This is a genomic window from Streptococcus sp. 2154 (genome assembly GCF_013277255.1).
Lineage (GTDB): Bacteria > Bacillota > Bacilli > Lactobacillales > Streptococcaceae > Streptococcus > Streptococcus pseudopneumoniae.
Genome location: NZ_VMMK01000028.1, coordinates 17,473 through 33,213 on the forward strand (window position 1 = coordinate 17,473; position 15,741 = coordinate 33,213).

Annotated in this window: 16 protein-coding genes and 3 pseudogenes; 18 read left to right on the top strand and 1 reads right to left on the bottom strand. The window is 37.8% G+C overall.

The window, feature by feature from the left end; all coding sequences use genetic code 11:
* Positions 1 to 331 precede the first annotated feature (331 nt).
* From HT693_RS04570 to HT693_RS11905, 17 genes and pseudogenes are all read left to right on the top strand, one after another.
* Positions 332 to 496: a hypothetical protein gene (locus HT693_RS04570; RefSeq protein WP_049511538.1), complete on the top strand. Its 165-nt coding sequence runs from the start codon at positions 332 to 334 to the stop codon at positions 494 to 496.
* Positions 493 to 897, top strand: coding sequence for an immunity protein (locus HT693_RS04575; RefSeq protein ID WP_138704684.1), 405 nt, complete (start codon positions 493 to 495; stop codon positions 895 to 897). The genes HT693_RS04570 and HT693_RS04575 overlap by 4 nt, the downstream gene beginning before the upstream one ends.
* Before the next feature lie 625 nt (positions 898 to 1,522).
* Positions 1,523 to 1,906, top strand: coding sequence for an immunity protein (locus tag HT693_RS04580; RefSeq protein WP_165778272.1), 384 nt, complete (start codon positions 1,523 to 1,525; stop codon positions 1,904 to 1,906).
* A 51-nt stretch (positions 1,907 to 1,957) separates the two neighbouring features.
* Positions 1,958 to 2,647, top strand: a complete 690-nt coding sequence (locus HT693_RS04585) for a CPBP family intramembrane glutamic endopeptidase (protein ID WP_138704685.1) — start codon at positions 1,958 to 1,960, stop codon at positions 2,645 to 2,647.
* A gap of 42 nt (positions 2,648 to 2,689) precedes the next feature.
* The gene (blpZ, locus tag HT693_RS04590) at positions 2,690 to 2,938 is read left to right on the top strand and encodes an immunity protein BlpZ (RefSeq protein WP_119919873.1); all 249 of its coding nucleotides are present in this window, start codon (positions 2,690 to 2,692) and stop codon (positions 2,936 to 2,938) included.
* A gap of 29 nt (positions 2,939 to 2,967) precedes the next feature.
* Complete coding sequence (locus HT693_RS04595) at positions 2,968 to 3,579, top strand: type II CAAX endopeptidase family protein (RefSeq protein ID WP_172924951.1); 612 nt, start codon at positions 2,968 to 2,970, stop codon at positions 3,577 to 3,579.
* Between the two features lie 162 nt (positions 3,580 to 3,741).
* The gene (locus tag HT693_RS04600; protein ID WP_138704687.1) at positions 3,742 to 4,536 is read left to right on the top strand and encodes a phosphotransferase family protein; all 795 of its coding nucleotides are present in this window, start codon (positions 3,742 to 3,744) and stop codon (positions 4,534 to 4,536) included.
* Positions 4,533 to 5,168: a tRNA (guanosine(46)-N7)-methyltransferase TrmB gene (gene trmB, locus HT693_RS04605; RefSeq protein WP_138704688.1), complete on the top strand. Its 636-nt coding sequence runs from the start codon at positions 4,533 to 4,535 to the stop codon at positions 5,166 to 5,168. Before HT693_RS04600 ends, trmB begins: the two co-directional genes overlap by 4 nt.
* Positions 5,169 to 5,293: 125 nt before the next feature.
* Entirely contained in the window at positions 5,294 to 5,773 is a 480-nt protein-coding gene (rimP, locus tag HT693_RS04610) for a ribosome maturation factor RimP (RefSeq protein ID WP_007284956.1), read from the top strand.
* A 43-nt stretch (positions 5,774 to 5,816) separates the two neighbouring features.
* The gene (gene nusA / locus HT693_RS04615; protein WP_000032273.1) at positions 5,817 to 6,953 is read left to right on the top strand and encodes a transcription termination factor NusA; all 1,137 of its coding nucleotides are present in this window, start codon (positions 5,817 to 5,819) and stop codon (positions 6,951 to 6,953) included.
* A gap of 21 nt (positions 6,954 to 6,974) precedes the next feature.
* Positions 6,975 to 7,268, top strand: a complete 294-nt coding sequence (locus tag HT693_RS04620; RefSeq protein WP_000857562.1) for a YlxR family protein — start codon at positions 6,975 to 6,977, stop codon at positions 7,266 to 7,268.
* The gene (locus HT693_RS04625) at positions 7,261 to 7,560 is read left to right on the top strand and encodes a YlxQ-related RNA-binding protein (protein WP_001041390.1); all 300 of its coding nucleotides are present in this window, start codon (positions 7,261 to 7,263) and stop codon (positions 7,558 to 7,560) included. The genes HT693_RS04620 and HT693_RS04625 overlap by 8 nt, the downstream gene beginning before the upstream one ends.
* A 16-nt stretch (positions 7,561 to 7,576) precedes the next feature.
* Positions 7,577 to 10,378: a translation initiation factor IF-2 gene (gene infB / locus HT693_RS04630; protein ID WP_023938704.1), complete on the top strand. Its 2,802-nt coding sequence runs from the start codon at positions 7,577 to 7,579 to the stop codon at positions 10,376 to 10,378.
* Between the two features lie 165 nt (positions 10,379 to 10,543).
* Positions 10,544 to 10,894: a 30S ribosome-binding factor RbfA gene (rbfA, locus tag HT693_RS04635; RefSeq protein ID WP_001273597.1), complete on the top strand. Its 351-nt coding sequence runs from the start codon at positions 10,544 to 10,546 to the stop codon at positions 10,892 to 10,894.
* A 256-nt stretch (positions 10,895 to 11,150) separates the two neighbouring features.
* Positions 11,151 to 11,489 (top strand): annotated as a pseudogene (locus tag HT693_RS11900) (hypothetical protein); the annotation flags it as partial.
* Positions 11,490 to 11,628: 139 nt separating this feature from the next.
* Positions 11,629 to 12,391 (top strand): annotated as a pseudogene (locus HT693_RS04645) (DpnI domain-containing protein).
* Positions 12,387 to 12,767 (top strand): annotated as a pseudogene (locus HT693_RS11905) (DpnD/PcfM family protein); the annotation flags it as partial. The pseudogenes HT693_RS04645 and HT693_RS11905, both read left to right, overlap by 5 nt.
* Positions 12,768 to 12,830: 63 nt before the next feature.
* On the opposite strand, the gene dcm reads toward HT693_RS11905, so the two are convergent.
* The gene (dcm, locus tag HT693_RS04660; protein ID WP_172924953.1) at positions 12,831 to 14,096 is read right to left on the bottom strand and encodes a DNA (cytosine-5-)-methyltransferase; all 1,266 of its coding nucleotides are present in this window, start codon (positions 14,094 to 14,096) and stop codon (positions 12,831 to 12,833) included.
* A 116-nt stretch (positions 14,097 to 14,212) separates the two neighbouring features.
* On the opposite strand from dcm, the gene HT693_RS04665 reads away from it, so the two are divergent.
* Complete coding sequence (locus HT693_RS04665) at positions 14,213 to 15,703, top strand: Sau3AI family type II restriction endonuclease (protein ID WP_172924954.1); 1,491 nt, start codon at positions 14,213 to 14,215, stop codon at positions 15,701 to 15,703.
* The last annotated feature ends 38 nt before the right edge of the window (positions 15,704 to 15,741 follow it).

Below are 15,741 nucleotides of genomic sequence, written 5' to 3' on the forward strand. Positions count from 1 at the left end.
GGAAACTAGCCGCAGGCTGTACTGGAGTAGGGCAAGGTGAAGCTGACGTAGTTTGAATTTGATTTTCGAAGAGTATTAATTTACAGGGGAGTTTCTTTAATTTTGTTTCGCCTGTCAAAATGATATGTGATAGCAGGATGAAAAGTCTACAAACAAGTTGGTATCAATACAATATAAAGAGGAAAGTATGTTTTTCATGCTTGCTTTTTAAATTTTTTACAATTCAAGATGTTTTGATGACCATTCGTGATTTGAGTGATCCAAGGTCAAAATAAGTGCTATACTAATAGTGTAAAGGTTCTAGCTCAACAAACATTTAGGAGGAAATCTTATGAAGAAAAAAATACTTGTCATTTTCATCTTGTATCTAATCATGTCCATCTTTCTATATCCGCTTAGGGAGAGTGCTTGGTATCAGCTATTTTATACTATAGCCTATATGATTGCGGTTATGATTTATCTTGCTTTAACTAAAAAGAAAGGAGCAAAGAAATGAAAACTTTTCTTGCTAAAAAACGGAACATCTTCCTTGCGAGATTGTTCTTAGGTCAGTTGCCCTTGCTTGTCTCTACTTATCTATTTCTATCTCGTCAGTTTTTAAATTTTTCCTTGGTTTTCCAATTTCTTTTAGTGGTTATTAACTTGGCTTCGATTTTGGTTACTGTTTACCTCACTAGGGAGATGAGGATAAGAGAGTTTGAAGATGATGATTTGGTTAGTCCTAGAACCAATCAACTCATGTTCATCGGCTTGACAGGCTTTATGTCTATTATCTGTTTGTATAGAGGTATCACAGCAGGAGAATCCTATCAGCAACTAATTGCCTACATTGGTGCTATTCTCTGCTTGATTATCATGCTTCTGCTTATTTGGGGCTTGAAGTATTATAAAAAGTAGAGGCTAATGAAGTTTTTGCAATTCAAGATGTCTCGATGACAATTCAAGATTTGGATGAAAAACTTTAACAAATAGTGCTATACTGAAATTGTCAAAGTTACAACAGGTGCTGCTACATTCTGTTAAAAATCGCTCTTGATTGATAAGTTGGATTTGTTAGGAAAGGAGTAAATAATTATGGATAAGAAAAAGATAGTTTCGACTATAATATGTATAGTATTTCTTGTAGAGTCAGTGGATAATTTTTTTAGAGACTTAACCCCGTTATTGTTCATTTTAAATATTATTGGCCTAACTTGTTTTTTAGTGTTAATATACACTAACATAAAAGAGATGCTCTTAAATATACGTAAATGATGATTTGGTTAGTCCTAGAACCAATCAACTCATGTTCATCGGCTTGACAGGTTTTATGTCTATTATTTGTTTGTATAGAGGTATTTCAGAAACAGAATTCTATCAACAACTAATCGCTTATATAGGTGTATTCTCTACTTGTTTATCACGCTTCTGCTCATTTGGGGCTTGAAGTATTAAAAGTAGCTTTCTATTCTTTTCTGACAGGATATTTGAGTAGAAGGCTCTATTAAATTGTTAGTGAAATAAATGAATGGAGGTATTTAATATGAAATACAGATTATTTCTTGTTATTTTCTTGAGTAGTATGTTGGATATTCTTTTAGGGACATTTTTACAAATCTCTAATGTATCGATAGGTTGGATTGTTCTCTACAGTGGATTATTTGAAGCAGGAATTTTCCTTCTTGCCAATAAAGGGTTGGCGGTAAAGATTAAGGAAGCAGACATTCAAAACCGCTTTAAATTTATTTTTGGAAAAACGCTATGGTTTCAAATTCTTTGGCTCATCTTTTTGATGGTCAAACTGTATCTTGGTTTGGATGCGAGATTGATTTTATTCTATGGACATATTTTCATTGTCTTTAATGCCTTAATGTATCTATTATCTAGTAGTCAGGTTAGCCTTAAAAAGAACAAGCTGTCTTCTTAATCTTACAGCAGTAGAGCCTGACAAGGGGAGGTCATAGTGGGGAGGATTTCTATGAAAAAGTATCAACTTCTATTCAAAATAAGTGCAGTTTTCTCTTACTTATTTTTCGTATTTGGTCTTTCTCAGATGACGCTTATTGTTCAAAATTATTGGCAATTTTCTTCCCAGATTGGCAATTTCGTCTGGATTCAAAATCTCTTGAGTCTGCTATTTAGTGGGGTCATGATTTGGATTCTGGTTAAGACAGGGCACGGCTATCTCTTTCACATTCCAAGAAAAAAATGGCTTTGGTATTCGATTTTGACAGTATTAGTGGTAGTGCTCCAGATCTCTTTTAACGTTCAGACAGCTAAACATGTTCAGTCAACTGCTGAAGGTTGGGCTGTATTGATCGGTTATAGTGGGACCAACTTTGCTGAGCTAGGTATCTATATAACTTTGTTCTTCCTGACTCCACTTATGGAAGAGCTAATCTATAGAGGATTACTGCAACACGCCTTTTTTAAGCATTCGAGATTTGGCCTTGATTTGCTTCTTCCGTCAATTTTATTTGCTCTTCCTCATTTTTCAAGCCTGCCTAGTTTGTTAGATATCTTCATCTTTGCAACATCTGGCATCATCTTTGCTAGTTTGACCCGCCATACCAAGAGCATTTATCCTTCCTATGCGGTGCATGTAATCAATAATATTTTCGCAACATTACCATTTTTGCTCACTTTTCTACATAGGGTCTTGGGGTAGAAAAACCAAAAGGCTTGCTTTTCAGCCATAGAGGAGGTTATCATGTATAAACACTTATTTTTCCTAGATTCAAAAACCTTAGATTGGTTGACACCTTATATTCTAGTCTTGGCTTCTGACACCATTGCCTTTAATGTTTTTGTGCTAACCTTTGTATCTGTTGTGGTCTTTTATTTCCTGAATCCCATGCTATCTTTAATGGCTATCTTCTTAGGGGCTAGTTATGTGGTCGGATTTTGGCTACTAAAATGGTTTGTTTTGGAAAGACTAGAGCTAAAGGATGACGCGTAGGAAGTCTGTTTGGTGAGGAGGATAATTTTATGGAGTTTTTTGATAAATTTCATGCCTTGTGCTTTGGATTTTTAGTACTACTAATCGTCATTACAGTTCCTTATACGATTAACCATGGGGACTTTTTTCAAAATGAATTTGCATTGATTCTTGTAAGTCTTCTAGTAACCTCGCTGAGTGTTGCTTATGCTAGAAAGTTTGAAATGATTTCTTTTGGGATGTTAAACAAGAAAGAACTTTTGCTTTTCATTGCAATCTTTCTTCTAAGTGTGCTTGAGACGCTGGTTTATATTCATTTCTTTGCTGTTTCTTCTGGCGCAGGAGTTCAACACTTGGCGGAAGTCAGCAGAGGAATTTCCCTGTCTTTGATTTTGACTTCCTCAGTTTTTGGCCCCATCCAGGAGGAACTCATTTTCAGAGGACTTCTTCAAGGTGCGTTTTTTGACAATTCTTGGTTAGGGCTTGTGCTAACTTCCTCTCTCTTTTCTTTCATGCATGAACCTTCTAATGTCCCTTCGTTTATTTTTTATCTACTTGGGGGTTTGTTCCTGGGTTTTGCTTATAAAAAGAGCCAAAACTTATGGGTTTCTACTCTTGTCCACATGTTTTACAACAGTTGGCCACTCTTATATTATTTATAAAAATTATGAAAAGGTAAGCAGAAGACGGTGCTTGCCTTTTTATTTCTAGAATGATAGCCCAAGCCAATCCAGATGCTTTTCTTTGAGAATCAGGTGTGGAGCGGTTGACGAATAGGCCAAAAACTAGTAGAATAGTAAGGAAACTTTATACGGAGGAAAAAAATGGATTTGGGTGATAATGAGCTAACACTGACTCCCATACCTGGGAAAAGTGGCAAGGCTTATATGGGTAGCTATCCTGATGGGAAGCGTATCTTTGTAAAAATGAACACGTCTCCAATCCTACCTGGTCTAGCTAGAGAACAAATTGCTCCACAATTATTATGGAGTCGCCGTTTGGCAGATGGACGTGATATGTGTGCTCAAGAATGGTTGACAGGCAAGATATTGACCCCCTATGATATGAATCGTAAACAAATCGTCAATATTTTAACCCGTCTTCATCGCTCACGTCCGTTGATGACACAATTGAGTCGTTTGGGCTATGCCATGGAAACACCTGTAGATTTACTACAGTCTTGGCAGGAGACGGCTCCAGATGCCTTGCGTAAAAATCATTTTATCAGTGAAGTGATGGCTGATTTACGTCAGACTATTCCAGGATTTAGAGAGGACCATGCGACCATTGTCCATGGAGATGTACGACATAGTAATTGGATTGAGATAGACAGTGGCTTGATTTATTTGGTGGATTGGGATTCGGTTCGTTTGACCGACCGCATGTTTGATGTGGCCCATATGCTCTGCCATTATATTCCAGAACATCAGTGGAAGGAATGGTTGACCTACTACGGCTATAAGTACAATCAAACGGTATTAAGTAAATTGTATTGGTATGGTCAATTGTCTTATTTGAGCCAGATTTCCAAGTATTATATGAACCAAGATTTAGAAAATGTCAATCGGGAGATTCATGGCTTGCGTCACTTCCGAGACAAGTATGGAAAGAGAAGATGAGAGTTAGAAATCGTAAAGGGGCGACAGAATTACTAGAGGCAAATCCCCAGTATGTGGTCCTCAATCCCTTGGAAGCCAAGGCAAAATGGCGGGACTTGTTTGGCAATGATAATCCCATTCATGTGGAAGTTGGAAGTGGAAAGGGTGCCTTTGTTTCAGGTATGGCCAAGCAAAACCCTGACATCAACTATATCGGGATTGATATTCAAAAGTCTGTTTTGAGCTACGCTTTGGACAAGGTGCTTGAAGTTGGAGTGCCTAACATCAAGCTCTTGTGGGTAGATGGTTCTGACTTAACTGACTACTTTGAAGACGGTGAGATTGATCGCTTGTATCTGAACTTTTCAGATCCATGGCCGAAAAAACGCCATGAAAAGCGTCGTTTGACCTACAAGACCTTCTTGGATACCTTCAAACGTATCTTGCCTGAAAATGGAGAAATTCATTTCAAGACGGATAACCGTGGCTTGTTTGAGTACAGTTTAGTGAGCTTTTCTCAATATGGCATGAAACTCAATGGTGTCTGGTTAGATTTGCATGCCAGTGATTTTGAAGGCAATGTCATGACAGAATACGAGCAAAAATTCTCCAACAAGGGGCAAGTTATCTACCGAGTTGAGGTAGAATTTTAAGAAATAGCCTGAAATCAGGCTGTATAAGTGCTTTTGCTTTACATAAGTTAGCAAATGTGATATACTAAGAGTAAGAATATGAAAAGTGAGGCGGGGAAATATCTTCGCCTCTTGCTTATGAGGAGGTGGACGCAATCGCAACAATCGTAGAATTAGTCAGAGAAGTTGTAGAACCTGTCATAGAAGCTCCTTTCGAGCTCGTGGATATCGAGTATGGAAAGATTGGCAGTGACATGATTCTCAGTATTTTTGTAGATAAACCTGAAGGAATTACCTTGAACGACACGGCAGACTTGACAGAAATGATCAGTCCTGTCCTAGATACCATCAAGCCAGATCCCTTCCCAGAACAATATTTCCTAGAAATCACCAGTCCAGGTTTGGAACGTCCTTTAAAAACCAAGGATGCCGTTGCTGGAGCAGTTGGGGAATACATCCATGTCGGGCTCTACCAAGCCATCGATAAGCAAAAGGTCTTTGAAGGAACCTTGTTGGCCTTCGAAGAGGACGAGTTGACTATGGAATATATGGACAAGACGCGTAAGAAAACCGTCCAAATTCCATACAGTTTAGTATCAAAAGCACGTTTAGCAGTTAAATTATAGAAAAAGAAAGGATAGCTTTTGAGGATTCAAAAGTGAAGAAAACATGAGTAAAGAAATGCTAGAGGCCTTCCGCATTTTGGAAGAAGACAAGGGAATCAAAAAAGAAGACATCATCGACGCAGTAGTAGAGTCGCTTCGTTCCGCTTATCGCAGACGCTATGGTCAGTCAGACAGCGTAGCTATTGACTTCAACGAAAAAACAGGTGACTTTACAGTTTATACTGTCCGTGAAGTTGTTGATGAAGTATTTGATAGCCGTTTGGAAATCAGCTTGAAAGATGCTCTTGCCATTAATTCAGCTTATGAACTTGGAGACAAAATCAAGTTTGAAGAAGCACCAGCTGAGTTTGGTCGTGTAGCAGCCCAATCTGCCAAACAAACCATCATGGAAAAAATGCGCAAGCAAACACGTGCCATCACTTACAATACTTACAAAGAACATGAGCAAGAAATCATGTCTGGTACAGTAGAACGCTTTGACAACCGCTTTATCTATGTCAACCTTGGTAGCATCGAAGCCCAATTGTCAAAACAAGACCAAATTCCTGGAGAAGTTTTTGCTTCTCATGATCGTATCGAAGTTTATGTTTACAAGGTTGAAGACAACCCTCGTGGTGTGAACGTCTTTGTTAGCCGTAGCCATCCAGAAATGATCAAACGTTTGATGGAGCAAGAAATTCCAGAAGTTTATGATGGAACTGTTGAAATCATGAGCGTGGCTCGTGAAGCAGGTGACCGTACGAAGGTTGCTGTTCGTAGCCACAATCCAAACGTGGATGCTATCGGTACAATCGTTGGACGTGGTGGTGCTAATATCAAGAAGATTACTAGCAAATTCCACCCAGCTCGTTACGATGCTAAAAATGACCGCATGGTACCAATCGAAGAAAATATCGATGTTATCGAGTGGGTAGCAGATCCAGCTGAATTTATCTACAATGCCATCGCTCCTGCTGAGGTTGACCAAGTTATCTTTGATGAAAACGACAGCAAACGTGCCTTGGTGGTTGTTCCAGATAACAAGCTTTCTCTTGCCATTGGTCGTCGTGGACAAAACGTGCGCTTGGCGGCTCACTTGACTGGTTACCGTATCGATATCAAGTCTGCTAGCGAATTTGAAGCCATGGAAGACGCTGCTTCAGTAGAGTTGGAAGTAGAAAACGATACTGTAGAAGAATAAAAGCTGCTAGAGGAGGGAAAGATGAAAACAAGAAAAATCCCTTTGCGCAAGTCTGTTGTGTCTAACGAAGTGATTGATAAGCGTGATTTGCTCCGCATTGTCAAGAACAAGGAAGGACAAGTCTTTATTGATCCTACGGGCAAGGCCAATGGCCGCGGCGCTTATATCAAACTAGACAATGCAGAAGCCCTAGAGGCGAAAAAGAAGAAGGTCTTTAACCGCAGCTTTAGCATGGAAGTGGAAGAAAGCTTTTATGACGAGTTGATCGCTTATGTGGATCACAAAGTGAAAAGAAGAGAGTTAGGACTTGAATAAGCAAAAGATAAGTAATCTCTTGGGACTTGCTCAGCGAGCAGGGCGGATTATATCGGGTGAAGAATTGGTGGTCAAGGCCATTCAAGACGGCAAGGCCAAGTTGGTCTTTCTAGCTCATGATGCTGGACCCAATCTGACCAAGAAGATTCAAGATAAAAGTCATTATTATCAAGTGGAAATTGTAACCGTGTTTTCAACACTGGAATTAAGCATAGCAGTCGGGAAATCGAGAAAGGTTTTGGCTGTAACAGATGCTGGATTTACAAAGAAAATGAGGTCTCTTATGGAATAGAAGAGGAGGACATGATTTGTCTAAGAAAAGATTGTACGAAATCGCAAAAGAACTTGGAAAAGAAAGTAAAGAAGTTGTAGCGCGTGCAAAAGAGTTGGGCTTGGATGTGAAAAGCCACTCATCAAGTGTGGAAGAAGCTGTCGCTGCAAAAATTGCTGCCAGCTTTAAGCCTGCAGCTGCTCCGAAAGTAGAAGCAAAACCTGCAGCACCAAAAGTAAGTGCAGAAAAGAAAGCCGAAAAATCTGAGCCAGCTAAACCAGCTGTAGCTAAGGAAGAGGCAAAACCTGCTGAGCCAGTCGCTCCGAAAACAGAAAAAGTAGCAGCTAAACCGCAAAGTCGTAATTTCAAGGCTGAGCGTGAAGCTCGTGCCAAAGAACAGGCAGAACGACGCAAGCAAAATAAGGGCAATAACCGTGACCAACAACAAAACGGAAACCGTCAGAAAAACGACGGTCGCAATGGTGGAAAACAAGGTCAAGGCAACCGCGATAATCGTCGCTTTAATGATCAAGCTAAGAAACAGCAAGGTCAGCAAAATCGAGGAAATGAACGCCGTCAACAAGAGGATAAACGTCCAAATCAAGCGGCTCCACGTGTTGACTTTAAAGCCCGTGCAGCAGCCCTAAAAGCAGAGCAAAATGCTGAATATGCACGTTCAAGTGAGGAACGTTTCAAGCAGTATCAGGCTGCTAAAGAAGCCTTGGCTCAAGCTAACAAACGCAAGGAACCAGAGGAAATCTTTGAAGAAGCGGCTAAGTTAGCTGAACAAGCGCAACAAGAACAGCAAGTTCAAGCAGTGGTTGAACTTGCTCCTGTAGCTAAAGAAGCGCCAGTGGATACACGTCGTAAGAAACAAGCTCGACCAGACAAAAATCGTGACGATTATGATCACGAAGAAGATGGTCCTAGAAAACAACAAAAGAATCGAAGTAGTCAAAATCAAGTGAGAAATCAAAAGAATAGTAACTGGAATAACAACAAAAAGAACAAAAAAGGCAATAACAAGAACAACCGTAATCAGACTCCAAAACCTGTTACAGAGCGTAAATTCCATGAATTGCCAACAGAATTTGAGTATACAGATGGTATGACCGTTGCGGAAATCGCAAAACGTATCAAACGTGAACCAGCTGAAATCGTTAAGAAACTCTTTATGATGGGTGTCATGGCCACACAAAACCAATCCTTGGATGGGGAAACCATCGAACTCCTCATGGTGGATTACGGTATCGAAGCCAAACAAAAGGTTGAAGTGGATAATGCTGACATCGAACGTTTCTTTGTCGAAGATGGTTATCTCAATGAAAATGAATTGGTTGAGCGTCCACCAGTTGTAACTATCATGGGACACGTTGACCACGGTAAAACAACACTCCTAGATACCCTTCGTAATTCTCGTGTTGCGACAGGTGAAGCAGGTGGTATCACTCAGCATATCGGTGCCTACCAAATCGTGGAAAATGGCAAGAAGATTACTTTCCTTGATACACCGGGACACGCGGCCTTTACATCTATGCGTGCGCGTGGTGCTTCTGTTACCGATATTACGATTTTGGTCGTAGCGGCAGATGACGGGGTTATGCCTCAGACTATCGAAGCCATCAACCACTCAAAAGCGGCCAATGTTCCAATCATCGTAGCTATCAACAAGATTGATAAACCAGGTGCTAACCCAGAACGCGTTATCGGTGAATTGGCAGAGCATGGAGTTATGTCAACTGCTTGGGGTGGAGATTCTGAATTTGTTGAAATCTCAGCTAAATTCAACCAAAACATCGAAGAATTGTTGGAAACAGTCCTTCTTGTAGCTGAAATTCAAGAACTCAAGGCAGACCCAACAGTGCGTGCTATCGGTACAGTTATCGAAGCGCGCTTGGATAAAGGAAAAGGTGCGGTCGCAACCCTTCTTGTTCAACAAGGTACCTTGAATGTTCAAGACCCAATCGTTGTCGGAAATACCTTCGGTCGTGTCCGTGCTATGACCAATGACCTTGGTCGTCGTGTTAAGGTAGCAGGTCCATCAACGCCAGTTTCAATCACAGGTTTGAACGAAGCGCCAATGGCGGGTGACCACTTTGCTGTCTACGAAGATGAAAAATCTGCGCGTGCAGCAGGTGAAGAGCGTGCCAAACGTGCCCTCATGAAACAACGTCAAGCTACCCAACGTGTTAGCCTTGAAAACCTCTTTGATACCCTTAAAGCTGGTGAACTCAAGTCTGTTAACGTTATCATTAAGGCTGACGTACAAGGTTCAGTTGAAGCCCTTTCTGCATCACTTCAGAAAATCGATGTGGAAGGTGTCAAAGTGACCATCGTCCACTCAGCGGTCGGTGCTATCAACGAATCAGACGTGACCCTTGCCGAAGCTTCAAATGCCTTTATCGTTGGTTTCAACGTACGCCCTACACCACAAGCTCGTCAACAGGCAGAAGCTGACGATGTGGAAATCCGTCTTCACAGCATTATCTACAAGGTTATCGAAGAGATGGAAGAAGCTATGAAAGGGATGCTTGATCCAGAATTTGAAGAAAAAGTTATTGGTGAAGCGGTTATCCGTGAAACCTTCAAGGTGTCTAAAGTGGGAACTATCGGTGGATTTATGGTTATCAACGGTAAGGTTGCCCGTGACTCTAAAGTCCGTGTTATCCGTGATGGTGTCGTTATCTATGATGGTGAACTCGCAAGCTTGAAACACTATAAAGACGACGTTAAGGAAGTTACAAACGGCCGTGAAGGTGGATTGATGATCGACGGCTACAATGATATTAAGATGGATGATGTGATTGAGGCCTATGTCATGGAAGAAATCAAGAGATAATAGAGAAACGATAGCTCATTTGACTCGTCGTCAACAGCGCCTTGATGAACTTCAGTTCTATCTAAGGCTTGTTTCCTAGATTCAAATGGCTCTAGTTCCTCTATCTAATAAAAATAGCTAGGTCTGCTGGCCTAGCTTTTGGTTCAAAGTAGAGAAAGGAATATCATGGCAAATCATTTCCGTACAGATCGTGTGGGCATGGAAATCAAGCGTGAAGTCAATGAGATTTTGCAAAAGAAAGTCCGTGATCCACGTGTCCAAGGTGTGACCATCACAGATGTTCAGATGCTGGGTGACTTGTCTGTTGCCAAGGTTTATTACACCATTTTGAGTAACCTTGCTTCGGATATCCAAAAAGTCCAAATCGGGCTTGAAAAAGCAACTGGTACCATCAAACGTGAACTTGGTCGCAATTTGAAATTGTACAAAATCCCAGATTTGACCTTCGTCAAAGACGAGTCCATCGAGTATGGAAACAAGATTGACGAGATGCTACGCAATCTGGATAAGAACTAAAGAAGAGGGGCAACCCTCTTTTTTGGTGGAGAAAAAGGCAATAAAACATGATGGGGGAATCTTTCTAGACTTATACTCAATGAAAATCAAAGAGCAAACTAGGAAACTAGCCGCAGGCTGTACTGGAGTAGGGCAAGGTGAAGCTGACGTAGTTTGAATTTGATTTTCGAAGAGTATTAAAAATTATTAAAAAGATTTATAAAATTTAGATAGTGTGATATTATGAGATAAAGATACAAGAGAAAGAGGTATTTATATGGCTGAACAAGACTTAGCTATGCAAGTATTACAACAAGTGGTAAAACTACCAGTTGTTAAGGTTGATCGTTCGAAGTTTTTAGTGGATAAGTTTTCCAAAGAATTAGATTCACAGGACATTCCTACCTTATTAGAACAAGGCCCAACGTCTCTCTTATCTTAAGAAATCTTAGATCGAGTGGCTAATGCCTGTATTAGGGATAATGTTCTATTAGCGAGTGGGACTTCTGTTGTTGCAGGATTACCAGGTGGACTTGCCATGGCAATTACCATACCAGCGAATATAGCTCAATTTTATGCTTTTTCTTTAAAATTAGCTCAAGAACTAGGGTATATTTTATGAGATATGTGAGAAGGAAATATAAAAGAGAATGATGAAATACAAATGTAATAGGTACATATATGTGGTATACTAGTTATAGTAGATTTTAATTGCTTATATCGAGTGAATTCTCATATTAGTGAGGAATTTTTAAATGGAATTACAATTTAATTTAGAACTAGTAGAAACCTATAAAAGTAATAGTCAGAAGACACGTATCTTAATGGAGGATTGGGTTTATCGTCAGTCTTATTGCCCTAATTGTGGGAAAAATCCTTTAAATCATTTTGAAAATAATAGACCTGTAGCAGATTTTTACTGTAATCATTGTAGTGAGGAGTTTGAACTAAAGAGCAAAAAAGGAAATTTTTCATCAACAATCAATGATGGTGCTTATGCAACGATGATGGAGCGTGTGCAGGTAGATAATAATCCTAATTTCTTTTTTAACTTATACAAAAAATTTTGAGGTAAATAATTTTCTTGTCCTTCCGAAGCAATTTGTTACACCGAAATCAATTATTCAAAGGAAGCCACTTGCGCCAACTGCTAGACGAGCAGGTTGGATTGGTTGTAACATTGATTTATCACAAGTACTTTCTAAAGGAAGAATATTTTTTGTGAAAAATGGACAAGTTAGAGATCCAGAAAAAGTTACAAAAGAATTTAAGCAAAGTTTATTTTTAAGGAAGAACTCTCTTTCAGTAAGAGGTTGGACAATAGAAATTCTAAATTGTATAGATAAGATAGAGGGTTCAGAATTTACCTTTGAAGATATGTATCGTTTTGAAAGTGACCTAAAAAATATCTTTGTTAAGAACAATCATATCCAAGAAAAGATTAGGCAACAGCTTCAAATATTAAGAGACAAAGAAATAATAGAATTTAAAGGTAGAGGAAAGTATCGGAAATTATGAAAACTTATGTGTAATGGTTTATACTTTATCAGACCCTGATTGTGTGAGGTGGTTGTCTGAAAATATGGAGTTTGGTGATGAGAAACAACTTTTTTTATTGAATAAAAAATATAGCTGGGAATATGGAGATGAATTAGCAGAGTGGTTGGAAAGCCCAAAACTATATAGATTATTGCTAATAAGTGAATGATTGGAAAGCAATTTAAAACTGAAAAAGTATACAGTAGAAATTACAGAAACTTTATCACGTTTAGTAAGTATAGAAGCTGAAAATCCAGATGAAGCCGAACGACTTGTAAGAGAAAAGTATAAGAGTTGTGAAATTGTTCTTGATTCAGATGATTTTCAGAACTATGACACTAGCATATATGATTAGATAGATGTTTTTATTTTGTCACACAAAAAAGAGGCTCGCACCTCTTTTTTAGTTTCAGATAAATTAATCAATTTTTTTAATAAATTTAGCAATTTCTTTTACAATCTCAGTAACCAAAGCATTTCCCATAAAAAACATTCTCATTTTATCAGATACCTCTACAATAGAACCATCAGATAATTTCTTTTTAGCTGTCCAATCATCTGGGAAATCCTGAAGTCGTTCAGCTTCAATGGGGGTAATTAATCTATATTTATTATTTACAAATAATAAATGTGTAGAACGATTAACCGTTCCTTCGGATGTAAGCATTGTTCGTCCAGGAAGGTTTAAATCATCATAAGGGGACATTCCTCCTTCTGAATAGATGTATTGATGTCCGTCAGAGGATGTTCGTTCAATTTTTTTAGGTCCTCTAAGATATTGAAATTTTTCCAATTTTGACTGATCAGTTAAAAAATATTTTTCAGGTACTTCAGACTCATCTTGAAGAATTTCTCCTAGAGTGATAGGATTACCATTGTAATTAGGTTCTGTATCAATAGAATAGTACTTTCCACGTCTCATAATTCCTGTATTCCAAACAGTACCAGTAAAAGTATCTGAAACTTCAACTATATCATTTGGTAACTCATAAAACACATGACGATTTTTAACTGCTATAGGTTTAATAGGAAATTGTTTTGCAAATAGACCTTGATTGAAAATATAGTCATCATACCTATTATCTTCAAAGATTTCTTCATTTTTTTCGTAAAGATTGTCATTTTTTTGGGCAAAGACTGTATCATTTCGATATACGAAAAAGAATACACGACGTCTTCGTTGGCTTCTTCCATACTCAGCAGCATTAATAACTCTCCACTCTACAGAATATCCAAGGTTATTAAAAGCTGTTAGCATGATTGCAAAATCACGTCCTCTCTGTTTTGAGGGCGCTTTTAAAAGCCTATCCACGTTTTCCAGAATTAAGTATTTGGGTTTAATGATTTCAGTTGCTCTAATGATTTCCCAAAATAAAACTCCTTTTTTTCCTTCAATACCTTTTTCATCTTTCTTGCTACGCGCAACAGAGTAATCTTGGCAAGGAAAACCACCGACAATCATATCGGCATCCATTTTGGAAAATTGTTCGTCTGTTACATCAGAGATACTAATATTGATGTTTTCGCTATTGGGGAAGTGATAATCATAGACCTCAAATGCGTCTTGAGATTTACGAGATGGTTCCCATTGGTTTGCCCATTTTGTTTTAAAGAGTTGCTTATCGGCATTTTCTAATCCTATCCGAAAACCGCCAACTCCAGCAAATAGTTCGAGAACTTTCATCTTTTCTCCTTCATTTTTTTACAGTTTAATCCATTATATACTATTTTCAATGATTGATCAAGTATTAATGTTTGCTTTAGTTTAATTTGATATAATATAAAAGATAGGAGAAGAAAATGGATCAAAACTTATTTAACTATAACGATGAAGATATCGATAGTGTTATTGAATATTCTAACAAACTATTAAATAGAAAATTTTCCGATGTTATGGAAGAGTATAATCGTTCGCTTTATAAATCATATGACGATTATAATGATAGAGTAGTCTCTGAGGTACAAGATAAAGCAATTAGTATGAAGTCAAAAGGGCAGTATGGAAATTATATTGAAAAATATTTCTATGGTTACCAGCCAAATAGTGACTCGGAAGCTGACTTTGAAAAAATAGGTGTAGAGTTAAAAGTTACTCCTTTTAAGATAAACAAAAATGGGACACTTAGTGCAAAAGAACGACTTGTATTAACAATACTAAACTATATGGAGGAAAATTTAGAGGATTTTTACTTCACTCATTTATGGAAAAAATGTGCAAAGATTTTGTTATTGTTTTACAATGGCTTAATTCCCAATCAAACAATGAAGGACTATGTCATTGAAAAAATATTTTTATATGAATGGTTTGAGGAGGATATGGCAGTCATCCTTGAAGACTATCAGAAGATTACAGATAAAATCAAAAATGGAAGGGCACATGAATTATCAGAATCAGATGGAAACTATTTATCAACTTGTACAAAAGGTGCAGGTAAAGGAAAGGATTTAAGACAGCAACCATTTAGTCATGAATTAGCAAAACAAAGAGCTTGGGAATTAAAATCAAGTTATATGACCTATCTGATTAATCATAAAATCTTTAACCAATCAGATCAAGAAAGTGTTTTGGCTAATTTTAGGGGTGAAAAAAAGTCATTTACTGAGGTTATTGCAGAGAAGATTCTTTCCTACAAAGGTTTCTCTGAACAAAAGTTATATGATAGATTTGAAGTGAATCCCAAGGCAAAAGGTAAGAATAGTACTCTGATTAGAAAAATTTTAGGCTTGACAGGGGATTTGGATAAGACCAAAGAATTTCAAAAAGCAAACATGAATTTGAGAGTTATTCGAGTAGATAAGAATAATTTACCTAAGGAAGACTCTCCATTTAAAACTTATTGTTTTAAAGAATTAGCAGAAACAGATAGTTGGGAATCATCACATGTTTATAATGAAATTTATAATAAACGATTCCTCTTCGTTATTTTTAAGGAAATTGAACCTAAGCTATTTGTATTAGATTCTATCAAATTTTGGGGATTTCAGGATAGACAATTAGAAGAAATCGAAAGAGTGTGGCAGGAAACTAGACAAATTATTTTTGACGGAGTTAAATTAACTCAAAATGGTAATAAAGTTTCAACTAATTTCCCTCAAAGTAAGATAAATAGAATTCTATTTACGAAATTACATGCTACCAATGCTTACTATGAAATTGAAAAAGGAAAATTTGTTGGGAAAGGCTCATTATCTGATACAGATGAACTTCCAGATGGACGTAGGATTACAAAACACTCCTTTTGGATGCCTAAGAAGTTTATAAAAGAAATATTAGATGGGAATTGGGATTGATAGTATTTATAATCAATTTGTGATAAACAAAAAAAGAG

Bases quoted from the DNA above. Each gene is read 5' to 3' on its own strand.
- rbfA (WP_001273597.1), top strand. From the start codon at position 10,544: ATGGCAAATCATTTCCGTACAGATCGTGTGGGCATGGAAATCAAGCGT.
- dcm (WP_172924953.1), bottom strand. From the start codon at position 14,096: ATGAAAGTTCTCGAACTATTTGCTGGAGTTGGCGGTTTTCGGATAGGA.
- HT693_RS04595 (WP_172924951.1), top strand. From the start codon at position 2,968: ATGGAGTTTTTTGATAAATTTCATGCCTTGTGCTTTGGATTTTTAGTA.
- blpZ (WP_119919873.1), top strand. From the start codon at position 2,690: ATGTATAAACACTTATTTTTCCTAGATTCAAAAACCTTAGATTGGTTG.
- HT693_RS04580 (WP_165778272.1), top strand. From the start codon at position 1,523: ATGAAATACAGATTATTTCTTGTTATTTTCTTGAGTAGTATGTTGGAT.
- HT693_RS04620 (WP_000857562.1), top strand. From the start codon at position 6,975: ATGAAAACAAGAAAAATCCCTTTGCGCAAGTCTGTTGTGTCTAACGAA.
- HT693_RS04575 (WP_138704684.1), top strand. From the start codon at position 493: ATGAAAACTTTTCTTGCTAAAAAACGGAACATCTTCCTTGCGAGATTG.
- trmB (WP_138704688.1), top strand. From the start codon at position 4,533: ATGAGAGTTAGAAATCGTAAAGGGGCGACAGAATTACTAGAGGCAAAT.
- HT693_RS04570 (WP_049511538.1), top strand. From the start codon at position 332: ATGAAGAAAAAAATACTTGTCATTTTCATCTTGTATCTAATCATGTCC.
- HT693_RS04585 (WP_138704685.1), top strand. From the start codon at position 1,958: ATGAAAAAGTATCAACTTCTATTCAAAATAAGTGCAGTTTTCTCTTAC.
- HT693_RS04600 (WP_138704687.1), top strand. From the start codon at position 3,742: ATGGATTTGGGTGATAATGAGCTAACACTGACTCCCATACCTGGGAAA.
- HT693_RS04665 (WP_172924954.1), top strand. From the start codon at position 14,213: ATGGATCAAAACTTATTTAACTATAACGATGAAGATATCGATAGTGTT.
- nusA (WP_000032273.1), top strand. From the start codon at position 5,817: ATGAGTAAAGAAATGCTAGAGGCCTTCCGCATTTTGGAAGAAGACAAG.